We start from the raw sequence: 22321 nt of genomic DNA, 5'->3' as shown, positions 1-22321 counted from the left end.
CCCCGGCCTGGCCGATCACCTGGCAGCGCACGTACGCCATGGCGCGGCAGTGGTGTCGGACAGCCGGGTCGACTGGGCCGGCCTGCCGCTGGAGACGGCGTTCGAGGGCGAGCAGCTCGGCCGCTGGGTGCAGGCGCAGCGGGCCGGCTGGCCGGGCCTGGAGGAGGACCAGCGGGACCTGCTGGCGGCGATCGGCATCGAGGAGGACCCGGAGCTGGTGGCCGCGAAGGCGGCGGCCGAGGCGCTGGCTGCCGTCGGCACCTGGGCCCGGGCGGACGCCCGCCCGGCGGACGGCCGGTTCCCGCTGGTGCTCCTCTCGCCCGGACTCGGCTTCCCGCGCGCCCTGTTCACCAGCATCGCCGAAGACCTGAGCAGCCACGGCTACGTGGTCGCGCTGATCGACCACACCTACGAGTCCGCGGGCGTCACCTTCCCGGACGGCCACACGCTCGCCTGCGCCATCTGCGACCAGCCGCCGGAGGGCGGCGTGCCGGCCATCGCCGAGAGCCGCGCCAAGGACGCCTCGTTCGTCATCGACCAGCTGACGTCCGAACGTTCACCCTGGCAGCGTGCCCGCCTGATCGACCGCCACCGGATCGGCATGGCCGGCCACTCCATCGGCGGTGACGCCGCCGCCACCACCATGGCCGCCGACACCCGGGTCCGGGCGGGCGTGAACATGGACGGCACCTTCTTCGCGCCGGTCCCGACCACCGGCCTCGGCGGGCGCCCCTTCCTGCTGTTCGGCGCCCAGCACGACGAGACGGACACCACCTGGGACGACGCCTGGACCAACCTGGACGGCTGGAAGCGCCGCCTCACCGTCGCCGGAGCCGACCACAGCACCTTCAGTGACCTCCCGCTGCTCGCCCAGGCCGTGGGCATGCCGAGCGCCCCCGGAGCGATCGACCCGACACGCGGCCTGGCGATCACCCGCACCTACCTCGATGCCTTCCTCGACGAGCAGTTGAAGGGGATGTGGGAGCCGCTGTTCGACGGACCGTCGCCGGAGGAGCCGGAGGTCACTGTCCAACTCCCTTAGCAGAAACAGCCGGTGTCCCCGTTCGGTCGGTTCGATCGGACGGGGACATTGAGGCGTGTGGTGCTGGTCCGGGCCACGGGAGCCGCTGCCGCTCCTCGCGTTCCTGGTGGCAGGACCAGCAGCGGCCGCCCGGGCAGCGGGTCCAGCTGTATGGCCATCAGGTGAGAACGCCTGGCGAGGCTGTGGGTCCTGCGCGCCATCGAGGCTGCGGGAAACGGCAGCCGACCTCGGGGTCACGGCCCCGGCCTCTACGATGTGATTATGAAGCTTGGGGTGGGTGTGCGTGCCGTGAAGACTGCGTCGGCGGCTGGGGTCTCGGTTCTGCTGGTGGGGACGTTGGCAAGCTGCAAAGACGAGTCGCGGTCTCCCGAGAGCGCTCCAGCGGCGGCCGCCAGCTCCGCCGATGCAGCGCCCGGCTCATTGCGGCTGACTGCTCCGGAGTCCCTTCCCGGCGGCTACCGGGCCAAGGGCCCCGCCGATGTCCGGGCCGACGATCCGGCGAGCCCGCGGCCGCAGCCGACCGGCTACAAGAGCTTCGACGGGGGTCTGGTGGCCAAGTACACGGCCGACTCCGGCGGGATCCTGACGATCGGTGGCGCCTGGGGCACCGTCTCGGATCCCGCTGCGGTGGTGGCGTCCGCGAGCGCCGCGATGGAGTCCACGCGGGGTACCTGGACGGTGCCACTGACCGACGTAGATGCCCGAGACTCGCACGACCCGCAGGGCCGACTCACCTGCGGGGCGTGGACCGAGGCACTGCTCGTCATGCCCGTATGCTTCTGGGCCGACCACTACACCGCCGGCTCCATAAGTTTCCCGCCCTGGGCCCAAGGGAGCCCGGCCACGCTCGACCAGACCGACGCCGCCGACCGCACCCGCCGCATCCGCGACGCGATGACGGCCCCCAAATAGCCGCCGAGTCCGCCGTCGTGCAGGGAAGTCCGTTCACCTTGAACGATCGGCCCACCGCGCGGCCCGGTCAGACGGTTCGTTCCGCGCTGTAGTAGCCGTGCCGCAGCCGGAACCGCATGGGCTCGGTGCCGTCCGCCTCGATGTGCCCGATCAGCGTCGAGCGAAGTGGCTCGGGCAGCTGTCTGCCGTGGGCTTGGGCCCATTCGGTGGAGCTGAACAGCTGGGCCGCACCGTCGAGTTGGGCCGGGTTCAAGGGGTGTGGCAAGGGCGGTGAGGACGAGGTCGGGGTCCTCGGCCAGCAGTTGGCGCCGCACGGCCAGGTCGTACCACTTCAGACCGCCGGTGGCCTCCCGGGCCGGATCCCCGGCCCAGGCCAGCAGAGCACGGATCCGCTCGGTCGCCTCGGGCTGGCGCAGCCGGGTGAGGGAGGCAAGCCACTCCTCGGCATCACGCAGTCCACGTGACCAGGCACTGCGGTCGCGGCCCGGAGGTTGGGCCACGTCCGCGGCCGCTTCGGCCAGGCCGGCCGGTGCGGCCTGGATCCAGCGCGTCCGGCGCTGGTCCTCCGCGGCGTTCAGGGCTGCCAGGTGCTCTTGGACCCTGCGGGAGCCGGTCAGGCCCCGCCCTGCCAGCCAGTCGGTGAGGGCCGGGCCGTCGACGAGGTCGGCGTCGCAGTCGCCGAGCCCGCGCAGGCCGCTCTGGTGGTGCAGGGTCCAGCAGGCGATCAGGTCGCCGTTCGGGCCGTGCACCGTGATCGTCGGCCAGCCGTCGCACAGGCACAGCTCTCCGGTGCCGCCGTCCACGACGGCCAGCAGCCGGGCCAGGTCGGCGATGCCGGCGCCGGTCACCTCCGTCCGCGCGTGATCGGCGCAGTCGGCCTCGCCCGGCGGTGCGTCGACGATCACGACACGGTTGAGCACCTCCCGCAGGCCGGCGGTCGTCGGCGGGCCCCCGGCCACGCGTGCGGTCCTCTTGTTGATCACGGCCGCGAAAATAGCGGCAGCATCGACGAGGGCGGGATGCTCCCGGGTCAGTGGGCGTAGGTGCCGGCGGGGCAGGGGCGGCTGCAAGCCCCCGGGGACGGGCATGCTGGCCCACCAGGCATCCACCACCGGCAGCAGACGGCCCCAGACACAGGGCTCGGCTGGCCGGGCCGACGGCCTACTTGAGGCGGTCCCGCACGACCCGGCCGTGCTGAGGGGGTTGAAGTTCCACCCCCCGGCTGTCCAGATCCATCAGCCGGGCCACCGAGCCTTCACGCCCCACCACGGCGGCTGGCCCTGACTGCCGCGGATCGGGTGACGAGGACTGGCTGGCTGGTCCCGACATCACGGCACCTCCGGTCCGCTGAAACGACGCTGTAGTCCGACGGAAGCGAGGCTGTCCTACGGACCAACGGCTCATCCCGACACGCCGAGCGGCAGCACACGAACGACGGAACAGCCACGGCGCGACGTTTCAGCCGGAGCACACCTGGGATCGGGATACCGACGTCGGCTCGGCTTGAGCCGCAGGTTGAAGGCGACGGCAGCGTTCAGCGGCACGACGCCACTCGTGTAGTTGCCCTGGACACCATCGGCGCCGCCCGACGCACCCCATCGGCACGCCAGGGTCTACTCCCCCGCGTTCTGCACAAGGACCTGGAGCTGCCCGCGCTCCACCGGCAGCCCAGCTTCACGCAGCCACAGGATCCGGTTGGCAACCGACCCCCAGCAGGACTCCTGTTCCACCAGGGCTGTCAGGAAGACACTCTGCGGCTGCGTCAGTGCGGCTCCCGCCGAATAGGGCTCGTGGAAGCAGCGGGCCCCCTATGCCGGGCGGTAGCGGGCCGTCAGAATGATCACGTGGCTGAACGCGTGCAGGTCCGTGAGATCGATGACGACGAGGGAAGACGGCTGCTGCGGATCGTCCGCCGGGGCACTGGGTCGGTGGTGACCTGGCGGCGGGCCCAGATGGTGCTGCTGTCCGCCCAGCGCATGCCCGTGGCGAAGATCGCCGAGATAACGTTCACCAGCGCGGACCGGGTCCGCGACGTGATCCACAACTTCAACGCCGACGGCTTCGACTCGCTCTACCCGAAATACAAGGGCGGACGGCCGAGGACGTTCACACTGCCCGAGCGCCGCGAGATCAAGAAGATCGCCAAGTCCAAGCCGGCTGAGCACGGCCTGCCGTTCTCGACCTGGAGCCTGGCCAAGCTGGCCGACTTCCTGGTCGCCGAGGGGGTGGTCGACGACATCAGCCACGAGGGCCTTCGGGTCCTGCTCCGCGAGGAAGGCGTCTCCTTTCAACGCGTGAAGACCTGGAAGACCTCCCGCGACCCCGACTACGCGGCCAAGAAGGCCCGCGTCGAACACCTCTACGCGATCGCGGACGGCGAGGTCATACCCGAAGAAAACGAGCCCGAAGTCGTCTTCTGCCTCGACGAGTTCGGCCCGCTCAACCTCCAACCGCACCCCGGACGGCAGTGGGCCGAACGCGGTGGCAAGGGCAAAGACCCTGACCGCGGCCCCAGACCCCGGCGGCGGGCCACCTACACCCGGCCGCACGGCGTCCGACACCTCTTCGCCGCCCACGATCTCGCCAAGGACCAGCTCTACGGCCACATCAAGAAGACCAAGAACCGGTCCAAGTTCCTGGAGTTCTGCCGCTACCTGCGCTCGCTGCACCCGGCGGACGTTCGCATTGCGATCATCTGCGAACCGAACCCCCAGCCGAACAGCCTGGGCCCCTGCGCGCGGGCAACCAGTCGACCGGACGGGCGGCGGCGAAGGTCGCCAGGCCGTCGGTCCGCCCACGGCCCACCAGCAAGTGCCGCGCTTGGTTGAACGGATCAGCCGCTCGCGGTCCACAGGGTGGCGGTGACGGTCATCCCCTGCTGGTCGCTGCCGGGCTTGGCAACGACCTTGAACCACGCCACCGAGTCCTTCGCGGTAATCACGCAGTAGGCGGAGCCGACGGTGATTTTGCTGAACGGCGCGGGGTTGGGCATTGCCTGGCGCATGGCATCGTTGCGGCACTGGTCCGGACCGGGTTCCTGCGCCGAGGACGTTCCCCAGGCCTTGAGGTGCGGGTAGACCATGGTGACCGAATTGAGGGTGGAGCAGGGCTGCTGGATCATCAGGTCCGCCGGGGAGTTCGTGAGGATACTCGTGAAGTCATCCGGGTCCAACACGGCCCCGCGGGCCGGATCAAGGTCCATGATGACCTGGCCGCACGTCCTCGCTGCCGACGGCACGTTGATGGCCGTGTCACGGTACTGGGACGTCCACCCCCCTGCGTCGGGCGGAGCCGCGGTGGCGCCGGTCGGAGCGGCGGGCTGCGCGGGCGAGGTGCTGGATGGTGTGGCCGCGATGCTGGGATGCGCCTCGGTGGTGACGGTCGGGGCCGCGGCGCCCGCAGTCGTGGTGCTGGTTGCGCTCGTGCGGACGAGGATGACGACGACCGCGACCGCCAGGACGGCGACGGCGACGGCGACGGCCAGGACGGCCACGCTGCCCCGCAGCAGCCGTCCCGACGACGGGGGTGGTGCGGGCGGCAGGAGGGGCGGTACTTGATCGGGGACGCCGGCGGGTGCGGGTCCGGTGGCGACGGTGGGCGGCTGCGGCCACCACTGCTGCCGGGGGCTATCGGCCGCCGCGCGTAGCCGCACGCGCGCCATCCGGTGCTCGGGGGTCTCCTCCTCTGGCGACGGGGCGACCATCGACAGGAAGATGTGCTCGGCCGTGTCGGCGCTGATCGCGACCGCCTGCCGGTCGGCGCGCAGTGCCTCGGCTCTGGCCTGCTGCCGCCGGAGCCGCTCGTCGAGTTCGAACGTCGGCTGCCCGGTCCGCTGCAGTAGCGTCACCTGCCGTTGGAGGCCGTCGATCTCGTAGTGGCATTGGGAGAGCTCGGCGGTCAGGTGTCCGCGCTGGGCGTACAGATCGAGGAACCCTGTGAGGCTCTTGAGGAGCACATCGCTCAGGAGTGCCAGTTGCGTCGTGAGGGAGTCCCGGTCGTGGCGCAGGGCCTGCTCCCGGGCCGCCTGCTGGAGTCTGGGTTGTACGTCGCGGTGGTAGTGGTCGGCGTACGCCGCCGCGCTGTATAAACGGTGCGTGTCATCGCGAAAACCCACCGCGAGTGTTTTCCCGGTCCGTTCCTCCGCCATATTAAGGATGATTTCAACGAAATCCACTGGAGGAAGATACTCCCCTTTCCTCCACCTGCCGACCGTGGCCTTGTGGACGTTCATCCGATGAGCGATATCAACGTCTTTGATGCCACTGGTCGCCATCAGATCCGCAACGCGCTTCGAGAAATCCGTCCGCTCAGGCCCTCCCCAGGCGCTCCCCTGTGTCCCGTCGACGACGCTGTTGTCGATCGGCCCGATCTCGCTGCCCATCCGTGCGGTCCCCACCCTCGCCCGGCACCGACTCCTACGCCCCCGTTGTGCCCGTCTCACGACCCTGGACCCATTCGTCGCACCCGGTGAAGCGCCGCAGTTCCGCGCGTTGCGGCCGCGCAACCCGGCCATGAAGCGCCCGCCCGCCCGCCCGTCGGCGCGGTTGCGGGGGGCCCGCAACCGCGCCGGCTTCCACTGAACCCCTCCAGACGGAGCGGGAAGCGCGCACCCGCAACCATCCCGACAAACCCCGCCCGAAAACCCCCGGAATAGGTTTCACTTCCGCAACCGGTACACGACGAGACAGGATTTCCGTCAAGCCCGGCAGAAAAACGGGCGGTCGAACATCGAAAAACGGAGAATCCAGCCATGAACCTTCCCGCGCTTTTCCGGGCAGCCGGAACCGCCACCGTAGCCACGGTATTCGGAGCCGCGCTCCTGCTCCCGCTCATCGCGGTCAACCTCCCCGCGCTCCTCGTGATGTCGCTCAGCGCCACCGGGCACCGCCGCACCGTCCAGCTCGCACAGCTAATCACCGACTGGACCCAAGCATCCGCACAACCCCGGCAGACCCGCCCGCGCCGATCCCGCCCGCAACGGCCGGCCCGACCGCAGCAGCTTCCGCCCGCAACGGCCAGCCCGACCGGCCCGGCCCCGCACCGCCCGTCCCGCCGCACCAGGTCGCACGGCTGAACGCAACCGTCCCGGCCGGCCCGGCCGAGCTCGCCCCCGACGGTGCAGCTGTACGAGCCGGCCCAGGCGGCGGACACCGTGCCGGTGGCGGCGCGGCGGCTGGTGAAGCAGTGGTCTCTTCCCACGGCTACCGCGTGAAAAGAGATGTCGCCGGTCCCCACCGGCTTGCCCGGGGCGGTCCGGCCTGGGGAAACAGGGGCGGCGCCGGACGGAGGCCGCTACCTCCCGGTGCAACCTCCGGTCAATGAAAGGGCAGGCAAAGCGCCGCCTCCGACGGTCTGCAGGCCCGGCGACTTCCACCGCGCTCACGGGGCGGGGTGAAAGTCGCCGGCCGTGTCGAGGGTGTAACTGCCGCTCTTGAAACCGGCGACGGCGGTGTGCTTAAGCCACTCGCGGCACATCTGATGCAGGTCTTTGGCGCGGTTCTCCCAGGGCATCATGTGTCCGGTGCAGGCAACCTCGATCATGAGCTTGTCCGTGCCGGGGATCGCCGTGTAGAGGGCGGGGACGGAGAAGTCGGTCGCGGGGACGGGCGACGGGTGCATGGCCTGGGTGTCGAACTCGCCGTAGACGAGGCACACCGGGACGAGTGCGCCGAGGGTGCCGTCGAGGGGCACGGTGGAGTTGTTCCAGCCCCACCAGTAGGAGTTGCGGACGCGTGAGACGCCTTCAGGACCGTCGGGATGCACGGGGCCCCAGGTCCTGCCGAGGTCGTCGCTGTCCATGACGGCCGACCAGACGATGTCGGTCATGCCGTCCTCGCGCTGGTCCGGGCAGCGCACCTCGACGTCCCAGCTGTGGACGAACTCCGCGTTCATGGTGATGTTCATGGGGAAGCCGTACTGCTGCGGCGGCGTGGAGACGGGCAGCGCACCGGGCGCGTCGAAGCGGGTGCCGGGTCTGCTGGCCCTGCCGTGGGGCGGGAAGATCGGTGCCAGCAGGAACAGGGTGCGGACCTTGTCGGGATGCTGCACCGTGTAGGGGCCCATCACGAACGAACCGGCGGACCAGCCGACGAACGCGACGTCGGGGACGTTCCGCCGCGCCCTGATGAAGTCGACGACCGTGTCCAGCTCCGCCCAGTCGCTCAGCGAATTGTTCAGCTGACGCGCATAGTTGGGGGTGCACACGTCCGCCAGCGGGTTGGGGACCAGGGCAGCCCGCTGCTTCGCCGGGTCGGCGTTGCATGGGTCATCCATCTTCGGCCGGGGGGAGCGGCCGGATCCCTGGAGGTCCATGACGAAGACGTCGTATCCCGCCTGAGCCAGGGCCTGGGCCCAGCTGTAGTCGCCGTACGGCAGGTCGAACCCGGCAAGGCCCGGCGCGCTGCGACCGTGCAGCATCAGCACGGCCTCTGTGGGATGGTGCGGCCTCGTCCCGTCGTACTCACGGACGAAGAGAGCAACGTGCTCGTTCACATTCGCCGGAATCGTCGAAACGTGCGGGACGGCGTGGTCCTCAACAGGTACGTGGGGCATGGCCTGCCCTCCGATGCGGTGGCTCGGGGTGCACTCGATCACGGGACGGACACCCGAGAGTGCCGCCTCTGTCAAACCATGCTGCGCCGAACGAAGCCAGGCGCCGATCGGGATTAAGCCGTCCAGGTGACGCCCTGACGACGAGGCGCCGGGCGCCTGCGACGGATGCGACCCGGAACGCGGCGGAATCGATTTTCCCCGGCGGAGGCTTTCAACACCTTCGACGGCGCTCGCGCCTCCACCTCGGTGTCACGGTGCCCACCCCGCCCGGGGACTGCGGCGCGGTGCCGCCGCCCGCGGCCCCCTGCGCGCTGCCGCCGCGCGCGGCCGGGCCGCCGAGCCGCACCCGGCCGCCTGGACCTCCGCCGGGCGGGCGGCGAGCTGACCCGTTCCCCACATTGTCATAGTCCTGCAACGGACTTCCGCTCCTTATCTGTTGACGCAACCGTGTACACGGATTCGGGGTCTGTGTGGATATCTGAGGGTCTGGTGAATTGGTGTGAGCGGAGCAAGGGTCATGGGGCGGATCAAGAACAGCATCGGAATCGCGGTTCTGGCCGGAGGGGTGCTGGCCAGTGTCAGCGGGTGCAGCGGCGCAGCGTCGGCTTCGGCCGTCCACTCGGCGCCCGCTGATGGGACGACTTCGACCGCCTCGGCCGGTACCGGTGCCACTGCCTCGGCCAGCGCCAGTTCCAGCGCCAGCCCGTCGCCGTCCGCCTCGCCGATACAGATGGACACTTTCAGTCCTGCCGATGGCAGCACCGTCGGTGTGGCAATGCCGGTCTCCATCGTGTTCAGCAAAGCGGTGGCCACCTCGGCCCGGGCCGCTGTGGAGCAGCAGCTGAAGGTGACCACCTCAGTGCCGGTGACCGGGGCCTGGCACTGGTTCAGCGGTACCCGGGTGGACTGGCGGCCGCAGAACTTCTGGCCCTCCGGCACCAAGGTCAACGTGGACGCCGACCTGACCGGGGTGAGCGACGGCAACGGGCGTGTCGGCACCCGTACCTACCACCACGGCTTCACCATCGGTGCGGACACGGAGACGAAGGTTTCCGTGCCCGACCACACCATGCAGGTCTACCGCGACGGGGCGCTGGTGAAGACCATGCCGATCGACGCGGGCAGCTCGACCTTCCCGACCTGGGGCGGCACCATGGCGGTGCTGGACAAGCAGCCCGAGGTCCGGATGACTTCCTGCAGCGTGGGTATCACCTGCGACAAGAACAACTCGAACTTCTATGACCTGACGCTGCCCTGGGACGTCCACCTGACCGACACGGGCACCTATGTGCACTACTCCACCGGTGACCCGAACCCGGGCCGCGGCGAGGGCTCACACGGTTGCATCCACCTGTCGATGTCGAACGCCGAGTGGTTCTACAACTACGTTCAGCCGGGCGACCCGGTCACCGTGACCGGTACCTCGCGGGCCAAAGCCGACCCGCAGAACGGTTACGCCGACTTCAACCTGACCTGGGCCCAGTGGACGGCCGGCAGTGCCCTGCAGCACTGAGCACCCAACACCCTGCCCCTGTCGAAAACCTCATCCAGGGCTTGTGACCTGCGCGTTCTCATGAATGGCCACGGGTGTCGGATGAGCCTGTCAGGCTGATGGATCATGCTGCTGAGACTGGCATACCTGGGCGTGATCAACGCGTTCGCAGTGCTGCGCTTGCTGCCGATGAGCGACCGCGACAAGGACGTGGAGATCCTGGCCCTACACCATCAGATCGCGGTACTGGAAAGGCAACTGGGTGGGCAGCGGGTCCGGTTCGAAGCGAGCGACCGGGCGTTCCTGGCCGCTCTGGTCAGCGGCCTGCCACGCGATGTGCTGCACCGGATGCGGCTGCTGGTGCGGCCCGACACCGTACTGCGGTGGCACCGCGACGCTGGTCACCCAAGTGGGCGGCGGCCTCGAAGCCGTGTCGCGCCCGCTTCCGGCGGGCCGGGATCGCTCCCGTGCTCCGGACGGTGCTGTCACCACTCGCCTCGGTGGCCGATCACCCGGAAGCTGCCCACGACGCCATCGCAATCGAAGGCGCCACCGAACTCGAACTCGTCCTCGTCGAAGTGGCGGGCCACCACGCCGTTGGTGGAGCTGTGGGGGCCCACGATGGCGACCGGACCACCGTGGTCGCAGTTGAAGCCGCGGAAGACCTCGATGGTCTTCCAGCTGTCGTTGAAAATATTGAAACTGGTGGCACCCAGGCCGCTGGCCGTCGTGATGCAGCCCTCGGTGCGGGCGGAGAACGTACGTTCGTTGAAGAAGATCCTTCCCTCCTTGTGGCGGTGGCCGCGTTCGCCGCCTTCGTGTCCGCGGTCGCCGTGGTCGCCGCCCTCGTGTCCGCGGTCGCCGTGGTCGCCGCCTTCGTGGCCGCGTTCGCCGTGGTCGCCGCCTTCGTGGCCGCGGTCGCCGCGTTCGCCGCCCTCGTGTCCGCGGTCGCCGTGATCGCCGCCCTCGTGTCCGCGGTCGTCGCGTCCGCCGCCCTCGTGGCCGCGGTCGTCGCGTCCGCCGCCCTCGTGTCCGCGGTCGTCGTTCTTCTCTCCGCCTGCGCTGCCGCCGCCAGAGGCGACCGCCTTCTCTCCGCCTGCGTTGCCGCCGCCAGGGGCGGCCGCGGCCGAGGCGGCTTGCGGGACAGGCGGGGCCGCAGGCTGGGCTGTCGGCTGGACGGGCGGGGGCGCTGGGGTGGATCCGGGGGACGAGGCGTAGGTGATGCCGGTGGCCGCAAGGACCGTCGCGCCTATTCCGGCAGCGGCCAAAGTTAGTGTGCGCGTGAACATGTCACTTCTCTCTGTCGCGCGGACGCCGACCAGACGCCCGACCTGCGATGAACGTAATGAGAGCTCTTATGGCTGGCATTTCGGACATGTCCAAGGTGTGACGCCATGGGGCCAGCCAGGTGGAATTGCGGCACGTATCGCATACCGATCAAAGATCTGAGGCCACCGCCGCCATCACCAGACCCAGACACCTGCGAATACTGCGGACGTCTCCCCAAGCGTCACACCGACCCCGGCCCTGAAGGGTGTCAAAACTCCGATCAGGCCCCTGATCTGGGCGTTTCCCGTGGATCGTGAGCGGCCTGATGGGGGTGGCATGGTACTCGTTGAGGAGTCCGCCGAGTACTCGGCGGCGCCGGACTGCGGCTGCGGGCAGCGGGATGACGTTCGGTTCGTCGTTCGGGGCTCGCAGATCGAGGCTGCGGTGGGCTCGTCCGGTGTTGTAGTGCTCGGTGTACTCGGCGAGGACGGTGCGCAGGTGTCGTTCGCCGGTGATGAGGAGGCGGTCGGTGCATTCGGCGCGTGCGGTGCATATCCACCGCTCGGCGAAGGCGTTCGACCGCGGGCTCTGCGGCGGGGTTTTGATGACCGTCGTGTCATTGCCCGCGAGGACGGCGTCGAAGGCGGCGGTGAACTTCGCGTCCCTGTCGCGGCTGAGGAACCGGAAGCGTCCGGCCCTGCCTCCCAGGTCCATCAGCAGGTTCCGGGCGAGCTGGGCCATCCACTCGCCCGTCGGGTGCGCGGTGACGCCGAGGACGTGGACGCGCCTGGTCTCGATCTCCATGACGAAGAAGACGTACAGGCGCTTGAGGAAGACCGTGTCCACGTGCAGGAAGTCACAGGCAAGAAGCGCGTGGGCCTGTGCTCGGAGGAAGGTGTGCCAGGTCTGCCGGGAGGCGCGCTGTGGTGCGGGCGGCAGACCGGAACGGCGCAGGACGCGGCTGATGGTGGCGGCGACCCGGTGGCCGAGCCGCCGCAGCTCACCCTGGATCCTGACATAGCCCCAGGTCGGATTCTCCTTCGCCAGGCGCCGGATGACCGCGGCGATCTCTTCGGGCAGCGGCGGTCGGCCGGACCTGGTTGGTGGCTGGCGCCACTTCCAGCGCACCAGGCGCCGGTGTCAGGACGGCAGCGTGCCCGGGGTGACCAGCCGGTGCCGACGCAAGGTGGACGGCAGATGCCGCGCGAGTGCGGAGAGAACGGCACGGTCGGCCGAGGACATCCGCGGCCGCCCGGCCTGACGGCGCAGGATGGCGACCTCGTGGCGCAGGGCGACGATCTCCGCCTTGTTCGCGGCGGAGGAGCGGCCCAGCAGTGTCAGCCAGCCGAGTACCCGGCAAAAGATCAAGTACAGCAGTCGCAGACCCACGAACTGGGATCATGCCCAGGACGTGGGCGCTTGCAAAGACGCTGCTCAGCCGCCGTACGGCAGTAAAGCCACCACGAGTACCAACATGCTGCCTGAGCAGGCCGGATAACGTTTTCGGCAAGAGCAGGGCCTTGTCCTGCTTGCGCAGCCACGTGCCGGGCCGGAACGCCGAGTCGTCGCCGAGGCCGGTGCGGTTGACGGGGCCGTCCAGGGTTTCGCTGGCGGCGAGGTAGGCGAGCAGGCGCCGGTAGGAGTGGTTCCAGTCCGGCTCCAGCCGCCACAGCTCGTCCAACGCGTCCAGCAGGATCTTCATGACAGTCGGCACAGTGCTCGCCCCTGCCCCAGCTGACCGGGTCCGGCTTCTACCGGACCGCACGGCGTCCTGGAAGCAGTGCACGGAGAACCACTCTCGCGGCGCGCTTCGCCCAGGCCGCGGTCGATGGGCGGCGTCCAGTCGGTGGCCTGGTCCATCACCGGCTCGAGCACCGACACCTCGTCGGGGAACCCGGCCGGAGCGACCGGAGCGGACGAGCGCGCTCTGGCAGCGGCACACCCCGGAGGAACCAGCCAGCGTACGGACAGTTGGTGGTCAGCTCGAAGATGCTTTCAGGTGCTTCCGGAAGACGGCGTCGAGCTCGGTCACCGTGTTCTCGGTCAGGACCTCATCGGGAAGTCCGCTTTCCATGCCGACCCTCGTGTTGTACTCCATTCCCGCGCCCGGCGGCACGAGTTCCCGGAGCACCCAGGCGGCGAATTCGGCCGCTGCGCCAGCGGTGGCCTCGTCCAGTGCCACCCCTTCATGGTCACCTGCCGCAGGCGACCCGGTTCCCGCCCAGCTCTCTCCGGTCGCGCTGAACGCGAACCACCAGTCGTGCTCATCGCGCGGCCCGTACGAACCTTCGGCGTCCGCATGCGTGTGGATGTACGCCTCGTCCCCTTCCCGGCGGTGCAGTGCCTGGGTGAAGTTGTCGACGGTCAGGTTCCAGGTGGTGCCGGGGGTGGGGGTGAAGACGAACATGGTGCTGTCCTCGGAGAAGGAGGGCGGCAAGTCTGGGGTCATGGGGTGGGGTCCTCTTTGTTCAGGTGGTGGTGTGGTCGGACACGGTGACGGGACCGAGGGGCTTAGCGGGACGTAGCGTGCGTAGCCTTTGGTGCCGTTGACAGCCATCAGGGCGTTCCAGTGTCGACGACGGCGTAATTCCCCAGGGGTTGTGGTCACGTAATTCACCAGGCGGTGGCCGTAGCAGCTGCCCGGGCCCGCTTGTGATGCGGAGTCCGACGGGTCAGTCCTGTCCGTCCGGCTGTGGTTCGCGGGCCTGATGAATCGTGCGTGGTCCGCAGCCTGCCGTGAAGCCGCGTGTATCCGAATCCGGTTGCCGCTTCGTGGCCGGCCGCGCATCCTGCTGGGATGCGCTACTCCATCAATATCCCGAACTTCGGTGACTTCGCCGACCCCCGTAACGTCGCGACCGTTGCGGCTGCCGCCGAACAGGCCGGATGGGACGGGCTGTTCGTCTGGGACCACGTGCTGCACCGGCAGCACCAAGGGCGTCCCTTCGGAGACCCGTGGATGCTGCTGACCGCGGCCGCGCTGGAGACCTCCCGGATCCGACTGGGCGCCCTGCTGACGCCCGTCCCCCGTTACCGTCCGCAGCAACTCGCCCGCCAGGTGGCCACCCTGGACCACCTCAGCGGCGGCCGGGTGATCTTCGCCGCCGGCCTGGGCGGTCCGATCGACGACGAATACCGCAGCTTCGGCGACGCCGCCGAGCCACGCCTCCTCGCCGAGCGACTGGACGAGGGACTGGAGCTGTTGAGCCGCTTCTGGTCCGGCGAGCCGGTGAACCATCACGGCCGGCACTACGAGGTCCGGGATGTGGCGCTGCTGCCCGCCAGCGTGCAACGGCCCGGTCCGCCGGTCTGGATCGGCGGGTTCTGGCCGCGTCGTGCGCCCATGCGGCGGGCAGCGCAGTGGGACGGCGCGGTGCCGCTCTTCGAGACGGCCCGGCATGGGCACGTGCCCGATGTGGCGGAGGTACGGGAACTGGTCGGCTATGTATGCAAGCACCGCACGGTCGAGGCCGAGCGTCCCTTCGAGTTCGTGCTCGGCGGTGCCACGCCCCTGGACGCAGCGAAGGCCAAGGACGCGATTGGTCCCCTGCACGACGCCGGCGCCACCTGGTGGGACGAGCGACAGGTCCAGACCGGCCCCGACCTGGACCGCCTCACTCCGGTGCTGCGTCGCATCGAGGCGGGCCCGCCGACAGTCTGATCAGCCATTCGCGGTTGTGCCGGACGCGTTCAGCATCCCCTGGGGAATCGTGACCGCGCGGGCGGCGGGATCATCAACAACAGCAGCGCCACCCTCTCGGTCGAAAACAGTGCCCTTGCCCACAACACGGCCCGGAACGACGGCCAGGGCGGCGCCATCAACAACTTCGGCAAAGCGACGCTGAACGACACTGAGCTGACCGATAACCTCGCGGGTCTCGACGGCGGCGCCGTCCTCAACGGCACCATCGGCACCCTCGACATCACCGGTGGCGCCATCACGGAGAACAGGGCCGGCCGCGACGGCGGTGGCATCAACAACAAGACCGTGGAACCGGTACACCACTTCCCCGGACGCAACCTCCTCATGATCATGGGGCAGTCGGCGATCGCCAACCGCGCAGCGGTGTACCTGCTCAAGCGCGACTACAAGCGTCTCGCCAGGGAGGTCAAGTCCCTCAATCGATTCTGTCTCATGCTGCGAGTCGACGCTGCGGACACCTACGGCTACCAGGCCGTCGAAGTCGCTGCCGACTTGTCGGCTGTCGCGTTCTAGCGCAGCCACACGCCTGCACAGACCGGGTTCGGCCAGCCAACGCCCTGGTAGGGCTGACCTCGGCCTTTCACGGAACTCGCGCCAGAGCCAGTCTGCCGCGTCCGCTGACACGGGCGCGGCTCGAGAAAAGTTTCCCCGACGCGGGCAACCTTTCACGGCCCGGCGGCCACCAACAGGCAGAGCGCGCGCCGCGTTCCGGGCGGCCCTGCCCACTGGCAGCGGCGCGGTGCCCACCTGTACCTACCCCGCCTACCCGAGCCCATGACGGCCGTCGACCGAAGAGGAAGCATCGCAGCATGAGCAAGCATCGTCCGAGTCGCCGCCGGTTCCTGGTCCGGGCCGGAGCGGCGAGCATCGCCCTGGGTGGGGCGGTGGCCGGCGCCAACGCCGTCCTGTCCGGCGCACAGGCCTCCACCACGGCGAGCGGCACGTTCGGCTACACCGACGACGGCCGCGAGTACACCGTGCACACCGGCGCCGACCTGGTCTTCCGGGTCAGCAAAAGCACCGGCGACCTGACCTCCCTGGTCTACCGGGGCACCGAGTACCAGGGCTACAACGGGCAGAACTCCCAGGTCGAATCCGGCCTCGGCCCGTCCACGGTGAGCATCGCACGGCACGGCCGGACCATCCTGGTCAGCGTCGAACACGGCACCCTGCGCCACTACTACGCCGCACGCCAGGGCGAGAACAACGTCCACCTGTGGACCGACAAGGCGGACGACTCGATCACCGTCACCCGCTACATCGTGCGCGTCCGCCCTGGCCTCTTCCCCAATGACAACCCCGACTCCTGGGACGCCACCCAGGACGTCCTCATCGAGGCCCAGGACGTGCGCCGCAGGCCCGACGGCACCACCCGGTCCAAGCACTACTCCAACCAACGGGTCATCGACTACCGGTACGTGGGCTGGAGCAAGCCCGGCGTCGGCCTGTGGATGGTGCGCAGCAACCACGAGAAGGCGTCCGGCGGACCGTTCTACCGCTCCCTGATGCGCCACTCCTACGACAACGGCGCGGGCCTGTACGAGATCCTCTACTACGGCGAGAACCAGACCGAGCCGATGCGCTTCGGCCTCCAGGGGCCGTACGTGCTCGCCTTCACCGACGGGGGCGCACCCTCATCAGAGCTGTGGCACGACCGCATCGACACCTCCTGGGTGGACGGGCTCGGCCTGGCCGGCTGGGTCGGCGACAGCGGCCGCGGAGCCGTGTCCGGGGTGGGCGTCTCGGGCCGCAACCCGGCCCTCGCGTACACCGTCGGGTTCGCCAACGCCGCCGCGCAGTACTGGGCGACCGCCGACCCGCACACCGGCGCGTTCACCGCCCGCCGGATGCTGCCCGGCGCCTACACCTGGACGGTGTACCAGGGCGAACTCGCCGTCCGCACCGGCACCGTAACCGTCCAGCCCGGCAGCACCACCGCGCTGCACACCATCACCCTCACCCCCGCCGACGACCCGGGCCAGGCTCCGGCGATCTGGCGTATCGGCAGCTGGGACGGCACCCCGGCCGGCTTTCGCAACGCCGACCTGGTCACCCACGCGCACCCCTCGGACGTGCGCGCCGAGCCGTGGACCGGCGACTTCACCGTGGGCCGGTCCACGGACGCCGACTTCCCCGCCTACCAGTGGCGGGACGTCAACGACGGCCGGAGAGTCACCTTCGACCTGACGGCAGAGCAGGCCGCCCACCCGCGCACCCTCAACATCGGCATCACCACCGCCTACCTCAACGCCCGCCCCCGGATCCGGCTCAACGACTGGACCTCACCCGCCCCCGAACCCCACCCCGAACCGAGCACCCGCTCGCTCACGGTCGGCTCCTACCGAGGCAACAACCACACCTACGCCTTCACCGTCCCCGCGTCCGCCCTCCGGCCTGGCACCAACACGCTCACCATCACCGTCGTCTCCGGCAGCAGCGGCTCGCGCTTCCTCAGCCCCGGTTTCGCCTACGACTGCGTCGAACTGCTCACCTGAGCCCGACATCCGGTGGAGCCGCCCCAGCCACGGGCGGCTCCACCGGATGCCTCCGTGCACCCCCAGGCGCCGCACAGGGCAGATGCAGCGAGTTGGGTCTGTACGGTCTTCGGCTCTGGCTCACATCCGGTGGTGACGGAGAGTCCACGGCCCAGCGGCCCGTCCCGCCCTGTCCACTCGTGACAGCCCGGCCCGCTCACAGCGGCGTCGCACCGGCCCCGTCCAGCGCGCCCGGGCGGACGCGGCCCCGGTGCCCATCTGCGGGGTCTGGCCGCAGGTGGCCGCGCACTGCGTCCAGGGTGGCGGCGATCAGCAACGACTGTGCCGGGACGACCAGGTGGACGCCGGTGTCCCCACCCACCGCGGCGTCCACCGCCTCGACCATGAGGCGGTACGGGTCCAGCGCGGGGTAGTGCCGCGCTCGCCCGCCGGTGACGGTGAGCGTGCTGGGGGCCGCACCGGCGCAGAAGGCCGGCTGATCGAGGGCGAGCGAGCCGCCGGTGCCGGTGACGGTGAACGTCTCCGACCTGCCGCCCACGAGCGAGCACCCCACCTCGGCGGTGCCCCCGCCCGGGAACTCGAGCAGGAAACGCGTGGCCGAATCGGCCGAGCCGACCTCCCAGTGCTCCTGCTCGGCCCGCACCACCCTCGGGGCCCGCCAGCCGAAGGCGGCCAGCGCGGCGGAAACGGCGTAGTAGCCGACGTCGTAGAGGGCGCCGCCGCCCAGCGCGGCGTCACGCCGGTAGTTGCCGGCAGCCGGAGCGAGCCCGTCGAACCGGCTGGTGACCGTACGGACGGTGCCGGCCGCGCCACCGGCGATCATCGCCTCCAGGTCACGGGTGCGCGGGTGCCAGCGGTTCCAGGCCGCCTCGACGAGCAGCCGGCCGGCGTCACGGGCGGCGGCCGTCATCGCGGCGACCTCGGCGGCGCTCAGACCGAGCGGCTTCTCGCACAGCACGTGCTTGCCCGCGCGCACGGCCCGCTCCACCCACGTCCGGTGCGCGCTGTTGTGCAGCGCCACGTAGACGACCTCCACGCCGGGATCGTCGAGGAGGTCCCCGTAGCGGGTGTACACCCGCGCCGGGTCCAGAGCCCGGGCCCGCCGGGCGTCGCTCGCCGCGACGGCGTGCAGACGCGGTCCGTCGGCCGCGTGCACGGCGGGTGCCAGACTGGAGGCCGCGATCGAGCCGGCGCCCAGAAAACCCCAGTTGGCCACGGTCACCCCTCCCGCACCGGATCGGCCGCCATCGCCGAGGCGAGATCGAGGACCAGCGAACTCCACCCGAAGGAACGCGCACCCTGCCCCGCGGCGTCCTCCGGGTCGTAGCACTCCCGCGTGGTGTCGCAGCCCGCGACGAACGCACAGGTACGCGCCGCGAGCGTGTCGGCCTCGGCACGGTAGCCGCGCCCGCGCAGCCCCCAGTACAGGTACCAGTTGAGATTGACCCAGCTGGAACCACGGAAGATCGCCCCCGTGCGGAACGAGGGATCGTAGGACGGCTCCGTGGCCGCGACGCTGGGAACCGGATACGGCCGCCAGAACTCCCGCTCCTCCAGCAGGTGCTGCTCGATGACCCGGCGCGCGACGGCCTCCGGCACCGAGTCGAGCACCACGGGCAGCAGCGAACTGGCGGTGAGGACCGCACTGCGCTTGCCGGCGACCAGGTCCAGGTCGTGGAAGACGCCGGCCTCCTCGTCCCAGCAGTGCTTCATCAGCGCGTCGCCGACCGCCCGGGACTCCTCGGTCAACCGCTGTGCCGTACGCCCGGCGAACCCGTCCGTACGCCCGTCGGGCCGGTCCGTACGCCCGTGGGGCCCGCCCGTACGCCCCCCGTGTCCGCGGCCGTCGATGCCGGCCGCGCGGACCAGGCGGGCCAGGCAGGCGAGCCCGTCCGCGTAGACGGTGTTGACCAGCACGTCGTTCCAGACGAACAGGTTTCGGGTGCGCAGCGGGGTTTCGGGGGTGCGAGCGGGTGAGGAGTAGGCGGTGATCAGGGAGCGCATCGCGTCGTGCCAGGCGGTGTGCACGGTGTGCGGGGCGGCCGTGTGGATGCCGAGGGCGGTGTCGTACTTGGGGCTGCTGTCCAGTCCGGACTCGTCGGGCTGGTAGATCTCCAGCAGTCCGGTGCCGGGGCTGGTGCGGTGGGACTTGAGCCAGTCGAAGAAGGCGAGGGTCGGTGGCAGGACGCGGCGCAGCCACAGGGTGTCGCCGGTGGCCCGGTAGACGTGTTCGACGGCGCGTGCCACCACGGGCGGGGCGATGGTGACGGAGCGCCATCCCTGCCACAGGTCGATCCTGAAGTCCGCGGTGGCGCGTGGCCGTAGGTCGTCCTGCCACAGGACCATGTGGGGCAGGAAGCCGGTGGGGGTGAGCGCGCCGAGGAGGGTGCGCAGTTCGTCCTGGGCCCTGCGCGGGTCGAGGTGGCTGAGGGCGATGGCGTGGAAGCTGCTGTCCCAGGCCCACTGGAAGGGGTAGCTGTCAGGCGAGGGGCAGGTGAAGTCGTAGCGGCGCTGGGCGGCTTGGGAGAATCCGGTGCGGTGGTTGCGGGCGAGGGTGGCGCGGGCCCGCGCGCAGCTGTCAGTGACGGACATGGCGGGTGGCTCCCGAGATCGAGGCGGCAGCTGGGACCGGGTGCGCGCGCCGGGCGGCGAGCAGCAGGGCGGCCGCGGGCAGCAGGCAGCCGGCGAGGCCGAAGGCCGGGCGGACGCCGAGGTGGTCGGAGAGGGTGCCGAGCAACAGTGGGGCGAGCATGATGCAGGCGCTGACCGTCAGTTGGACGCGGGCCGTGGTGCGGTGGGGGGGGGGGCCGGCCGCCCCCCCCCCCCCGGGGGGGGGGGGGGGGGGGCGGGTTGGGCCCCCCCCCCCCCCCCCCCCCCCCCCCCCCCCGGGGGGCGCCCGCGGGGGGGCCGGGGGTGGGGGGGGGGGGGGGGCCCCCCCCCGGGGGGGGGGCGCGCGGGGGGGGGGGGGGGGGTGTTGGGGGGGGGGGGGGGGGGGGGGGGGGGGGGCCCCCCCCCCCCCCCCACCGCGAGGGCGAGGGTCAGCGGGAAGAGGTTGGCCACGCCCAGGCCGCCCAGGACGAGGCCCAGCAGGGCGAGCCAGGTGGCGCGGGCGAGCCACAGGGCGAGGAACCCGGCGGCGGCGACGGCCAGGGAGGCGGCCACCAGCGCGGCCGCGCGGGCGGGGCGGCCGCCGGACGTCAGCCGGCTACCCGCCAGCCGTCCGGCGAGTTCGCCGCCGTAGAACAGGGCGAGTGCCGCCGAGGACTGACCGTCCGTCAGGTGTACGGCGTCGGTGAGCAGGGGCACGGCGTAGTAGGCGAGGCAGAACTCGAACCCCACGACCAGACCGCACAGCGCGGCGGCGCGCCGGAACGCGCCCGCCGCCCGCCGGCCCGCCGCCTCCGCGGCCGGGCCTGCGGCGGGGACGGAAGGGTCGCGGGCCGCGGCGGCCCGGCTGGTGTGCGGGCGCAGCGGCTCGCGGCCGAGCGCCGGGTACAGGGCGCCCAGGGCGAGGGCGGGCAGGACGAGGGACCAGTTCCAGGAGGCTCCGGCGCTCTCCAGTCCGCTGATGACCAGGGGCGCCGCGAGCGCGCTGACGCTCGCGGCGGCGTTGGCCTCGACCAGGGCGCGGGCCCGCAGCGACTCGTGGCCGCCGTGGTGCTCGGCCAGGACCGCCAGGGCCGTGGTCTGGAGCAGGGCCCCGCCGACGCCGCCGAGGGCCGCCGCGCCGAGGGTGACGGCGGCCGACACCGCCGTCGCCAGCAGCAGCGCCCCGAGGGCCAGGGCGGCCAGGGCGGACCAGAAGAGCGCCCGGTGGCCCACCCGTTCGCGCAGGCGGCCGAAGAGCAGGTTGGTGAGGATCGCTCCGGCGGCGAAGGCCGTGGAGTGCAGGCTCATCAGCAGGTAGCTCAGGTGCAGGTCCCGGCGCAGCAGGGGCAGCAGCGGTCCGAGCGCGTACAGCAGGTAGGCGTACACGGCCAGTCCGCTGTAGGCGGTGGCGGTCAGGCGGTCGCGCACGAAGGCGGGTGCCGGGTGGCCGACGGCCCGCAGGTGGGTGCCGCTCATCCCGGTATCCCGGCCTGTTCGGCGAGGCTCCCGCCGCCGGCGGCGGGCACGTCGGCGGGGGTGTCCGCCGGGACCGGGACGCCGGTGGCCGCGGCGGCCGTGCGGCGCACGTGGTCGAGCAGGACGGAGGGGGCGAGCAGCGAGGTCTTCATCGAGGCGCCCCGGCCGTAGCCGGTGAAGGCCTCGCGCACGGCCGCCTCGTCGTCCAGGCAGGCCCGGGTGGTGATCAGGGGAGCGGGGTCGATCAGGCCCGACTCGACGAGCCGCAGGGCCACGGCGGTGACGTGGGCGGAGCGGGCCATCGGGAACGAACGGACGTCGAAGGGCGTGGAGAGCAGCCGCAGGCCCTTGGCGAGGATCATCCAGGTGTTGAGCCGCTGCGGGACGGCCGTCGCGCCGTAGATGACGTACGGGCCGCCGGGGCGCAGCAGTCCCATCGCCATCTCCCGGATGTCCTTGCCCGGGGCGCCCGGTGCATCCGCGGTGCCCGGTACGACCGGTGCGGCCGACGCCGCGATGTGCGGCAGCGCGTCGAACACGTAGTCCGCGTACTGGTCGTGGTGTTCGCGCACGAACGCCTGGAGTTCCGCCGCCTGGGTCTCGGAGTTGAAGGCGCGGGAGGCGCCGTGGCGCAGGGCGACGTCCATCCGGGCGCCGTTGGGTCCAGGACTGTGATCGGGCCCGCGCCGAGGTGGCGGTGCAGCACCTGGACGGCAAGCTGGGCACTCGGCCCGCAGCCGAGCACAACACAGGTGTCGCCGGGCCTGGGCGGGTTGAGCAGCAACGACCGC

The 22321-nt window shown here is 70.9% G+C and carries 20 protein-coding genes and 1 pseudogene; 6 read left to right on the top strand and 15 right to left on the bottom strand.

The annotated features are described in order from the left end of the window. Nucleotides 1-49 precede the first annotated feature (49 nt). Nucleotides 50-1042, top strand: coding sequence for an alpha/beta hydrolase (locus ACIG5E_RS31530; protein WP_396539206.1), 993 nt, complete (start codon nt 50-52; stop codon nt 1040-1042). Between the two features lie 791 nt (nt 1043-1833). Here the strand turns inward: ACIG5E_RS31530 and ACIG5E_RS31525 are convergent. After that, the gene (locus tag ACIG5E_RS31525) at nt 1834-3066 is read right to left on the bottom strand and encodes a hypothetical protein (protein ID WP_396539204.1); all 1233 of its coding nucleotides are present in this window, start codon (nt 3064-3066) and stop codon (nt 1834-1836) included. A 732-nt stretch (nt 3067-3798) separates the two neighbouring features. On the opposite strand from ACIG5E_RS31525, the pseudogene ACIG5E_RS31520 reads away from it, so the two are divergent. Next, nucleotides 3799-4656, top strand: a pseudogene (locus ACIG5E_RS31520) (IS630 family transposase); the annotation flags it as partial. A gap of 131 nt (nt 4657-4787) precedes the next feature. Here the strand turns inward: ACIG5E_RS31520 and ACIG5E_RS31515 are convergent. From ACIG5E_RS31515 to ACIG5E_RS31505, 3 genes are all read right to left on the bottom strand, one after another. Beyond that, nucleotides 4788-6335: a hypothetical protein gene (locus ACIG5E_RS31515; protein ID WP_396539202.1), complete on the bottom strand. Its 1548-nt coding sequence runs from the start codon at nt 6333-6335 to the stop codon at nt 4788-4790. Between the two features lie 998 nt (nt 6336-7333). Next, on the bottom strand, nt 7334-8446 hold the full coding sequence (locus tag ACIG5E_RS31510) for an alpha/beta hydrolase (protein ID WP_396539200.1): 1113 nt from the start codon (nt 8444-8446) through the stop codon (nt 7334-7336). Nucleotides 8447-8935: 489 nt separating this feature from the next. Beyond that, nucleotides 8936-9295 (bottom strand): hypothetical protein, encoded by a 360-nt coding sequence (locus tag ACIG5E_RS31505; protein WP_396539255.1) that lies wholly within the window; start codon nt 9293-9295, stop codon nt 8936-8938. On the opposite strand from ACIG5E_RS31505, the gene ACIG5E_RS31500 reads away from it, so the two are divergent. Continuing rightward, nucleotides 9231-10019: an Ig-like domain-containing protein gene (locus ACIG5E_RS31500; protein ID WP_396539247.1), complete on the top strand. Its 789-nt coding sequence runs from the start codon at nt 9231-9233 to the stop codon at nt 10017-10019. The genes ACIG5E_RS31505 and ACIG5E_RS31500 overlap by 65 nt on opposite strands. 204 nt (nt 10020-10223) lie before the next feature. Here ACIG5E_RS31500 and ACIG5E_RS31495 read toward each other — a convergent pair whose 3' ends face one another. From ACIG5E_RS31495 to ACIG5E_RS31475, 5 genes are all read right to left on the bottom strand, one after another. Beyond that, complete coding sequence (locus ACIG5E_RS31495; RefSeq protein WP_396539198.1) at nt 10224-10403, bottom strand: hypothetical protein; 180 nt, start codon at nt 10401-10403, stop codon at nt 10224-10226. A gap of 80 nt (nt 10404-10483) precedes the next feature. Further along, a complete protein-coding gene (locus ACIG5E_RS31490; RefSeq protein WP_396539196.1) occupies nt 10484-11287 on the bottom strand; it encodes a hypothetical protein in 804 nt (267 codons plus the stop codon). Between the two features lie 148 nt (nt 11288-11435). After that, nucleotides 11436-12113: an integrase core domain-containing protein gene (locus ACIG5E_RS31485; protein ID WP_396539194.1), complete on the bottom strand. Its 678-nt coding sequence runs from the start codon at nt 12111-12113 to the stop codon at nt 11436-11438. 294 nt (nt 12114-12407) lie between these two features. Continuing rightward, a complete protein-coding gene (locus ACIG5E_RS31480) occupies nt 12408-12656 on the bottom strand; it encodes an integrase (protein WP_396539192.1) in 249 nt (82 codons plus the stop codon). 589 nt (nt 12657-13245) lie between these two features. After that, a complete protein-coding gene (locus ACIG5E_RS31475; RefSeq protein WP_396539190.1) occupies nt 13246-13674 on the bottom strand; it encodes a hypothetical protein in 429 nt (142 codons plus the stop codon). A 390-nt stretch (nt 13675-14064) separates the two neighbouring features. Here ACIG5E_RS31475 and ACIG5E_RS31470 point away from each other — a divergent pair, with 390 nt between their 5' ends. Continuing rightward, nucleotides 14065-14928 (top strand): LLM class flavin-dependent oxidoreductase, encoded by an 864-nt coding sequence (locus ACIG5E_RS31470; protein ID WP_396539188.1) that lies wholly within the window; start codon nt 14065-14067, stop codon nt 14926-14928. Here the strand turns inward: ACIG5E_RS31470 and ACIG5E_RS31465 are convergent, their stop codons facing one another. After that, nucleotides 14929-15273 carry a hypothetical protein gene (locus ACIG5E_RS31465; RefSeq protein ID WP_396539186.1) on the bottom strand — a complete coding sequence of 115 codons (345 nt, stop codon included), beginning with the start codon at nt 15271-15273 and terminating at the stop codon, nt 14929-14931. Nucleotides 15274-15294: 21 nt separating this feature from the next. On the opposite strand from ACIG5E_RS31465, the gene ACIG5E_RS31460 reads away from it, so the two are divergent. Together ACIG5E_RS31460 and ACIG5E_RS31455 are read left to right on the top strand one after the other, a co-directional pair. Then, nucleotides 15295-15483 (top strand): hypothetical protein, encoded by a 189-nt coding sequence (locus ACIG5E_RS31460; RefSeq protein WP_396539184.1) that lies wholly within the window; start codon nt 15295-15297, stop codon nt 15481-15483. Nucleotides 15484-15779: 296 nt separating this feature from the next. Beyond that, the gene (locus ACIG5E_RS31455; RefSeq protein ID WP_396539182.1) at nt 15780-17465 is read left to right on the top strand and encodes a rhamnogalacturonan lyase B N-terminal domain-containing protein; all 1686 of its coding nucleotides are present in this window, start codon (nt 15780-15782) and stop codon (nt 17463-17465) included. 196 nt (nt 17466-17661) lie between these two features. Here the strand turns inward: ACIG5E_RS31455 and ACIG5E_RS31450 are convergent, their stop codons facing one another. From ACIG5E_RS31450 to ACIG5E_RS31430, 5 genes are read right to left on the bottom strand one after another with little or no spacing between them, the layout of a single operon-like run. Beyond that, nucleotides 17662-18681 (bottom strand): Gfo/Idh/MocA family protein, encoded by a 1020-nt coding sequence (locus ACIG5E_RS31450; protein WP_396539180.1) that lies wholly within the window; start codon nt 18679-18681, stop codon nt 17662-17664. Nucleotides 18682-18683: 2 nt separating this feature from the next. After that, nucleotides 18684-20057 (bottom strand): amylo-alpha-1,6-glucosidase, encoded by a 1374-nt coding sequence (locus tag ACIG5E_RS31445; RefSeq protein WP_396539178.1) that lies wholly within the window; start codon nt 20055-20057, stop codon nt 18684-18686. Continuing rightward, nucleotides 20044-20217 carry a hypothetical protein gene (locus ACIG5E_RS31440; protein WP_396539176.1) on the bottom strand — a complete coding sequence of 58 codons (174 nt, stop codon included), beginning with the start codon at nt 20215-20217 and terminating at the stop codon, nt 20044-20046. Before ACIG5E_RS31440 ends, ACIG5E_RS31445 begins: the two co-directional genes overlap by 14 nt. 17 nt (nt 20218-20234) lie before the next feature. Then, the gene (locus tag ACIG5E_RS31435; RefSeq protein WP_396539174.1) at nt 20235-21530 is read right to left on the bottom strand and encodes an MFS transporter; all 1296 of its coding nucleotides are present in this window, start codon (nt 21528-21530) and stop codon (nt 20235-20237) included. Then, a complete protein-coding gene (locus ACIG5E_RS31430) occupies nt 21527-22177 on the bottom strand; it encodes a hypothetical protein (protein ID WP_396539253.1) in 651 nt (216 codons plus the stop codon). Before ACIG5E_RS31430 ends, ACIG5E_RS31435 begins: the two co-directional genes overlap by 4 nt. Nucleotides 22178-22321: the final 144 nt, after the last annotated feature.

This window comes from Kitasatospora sp. NPDC053057 (assembly GCF_044546945.1).
GTDB lineage: Bacteria > Actinomycetota > Actinomycetes > Streptomycetales > Streptomycetaceae > Kitasatospora.
This window is presented reverse-complemented; position numbering and strand designations above follow the sequence as displayed.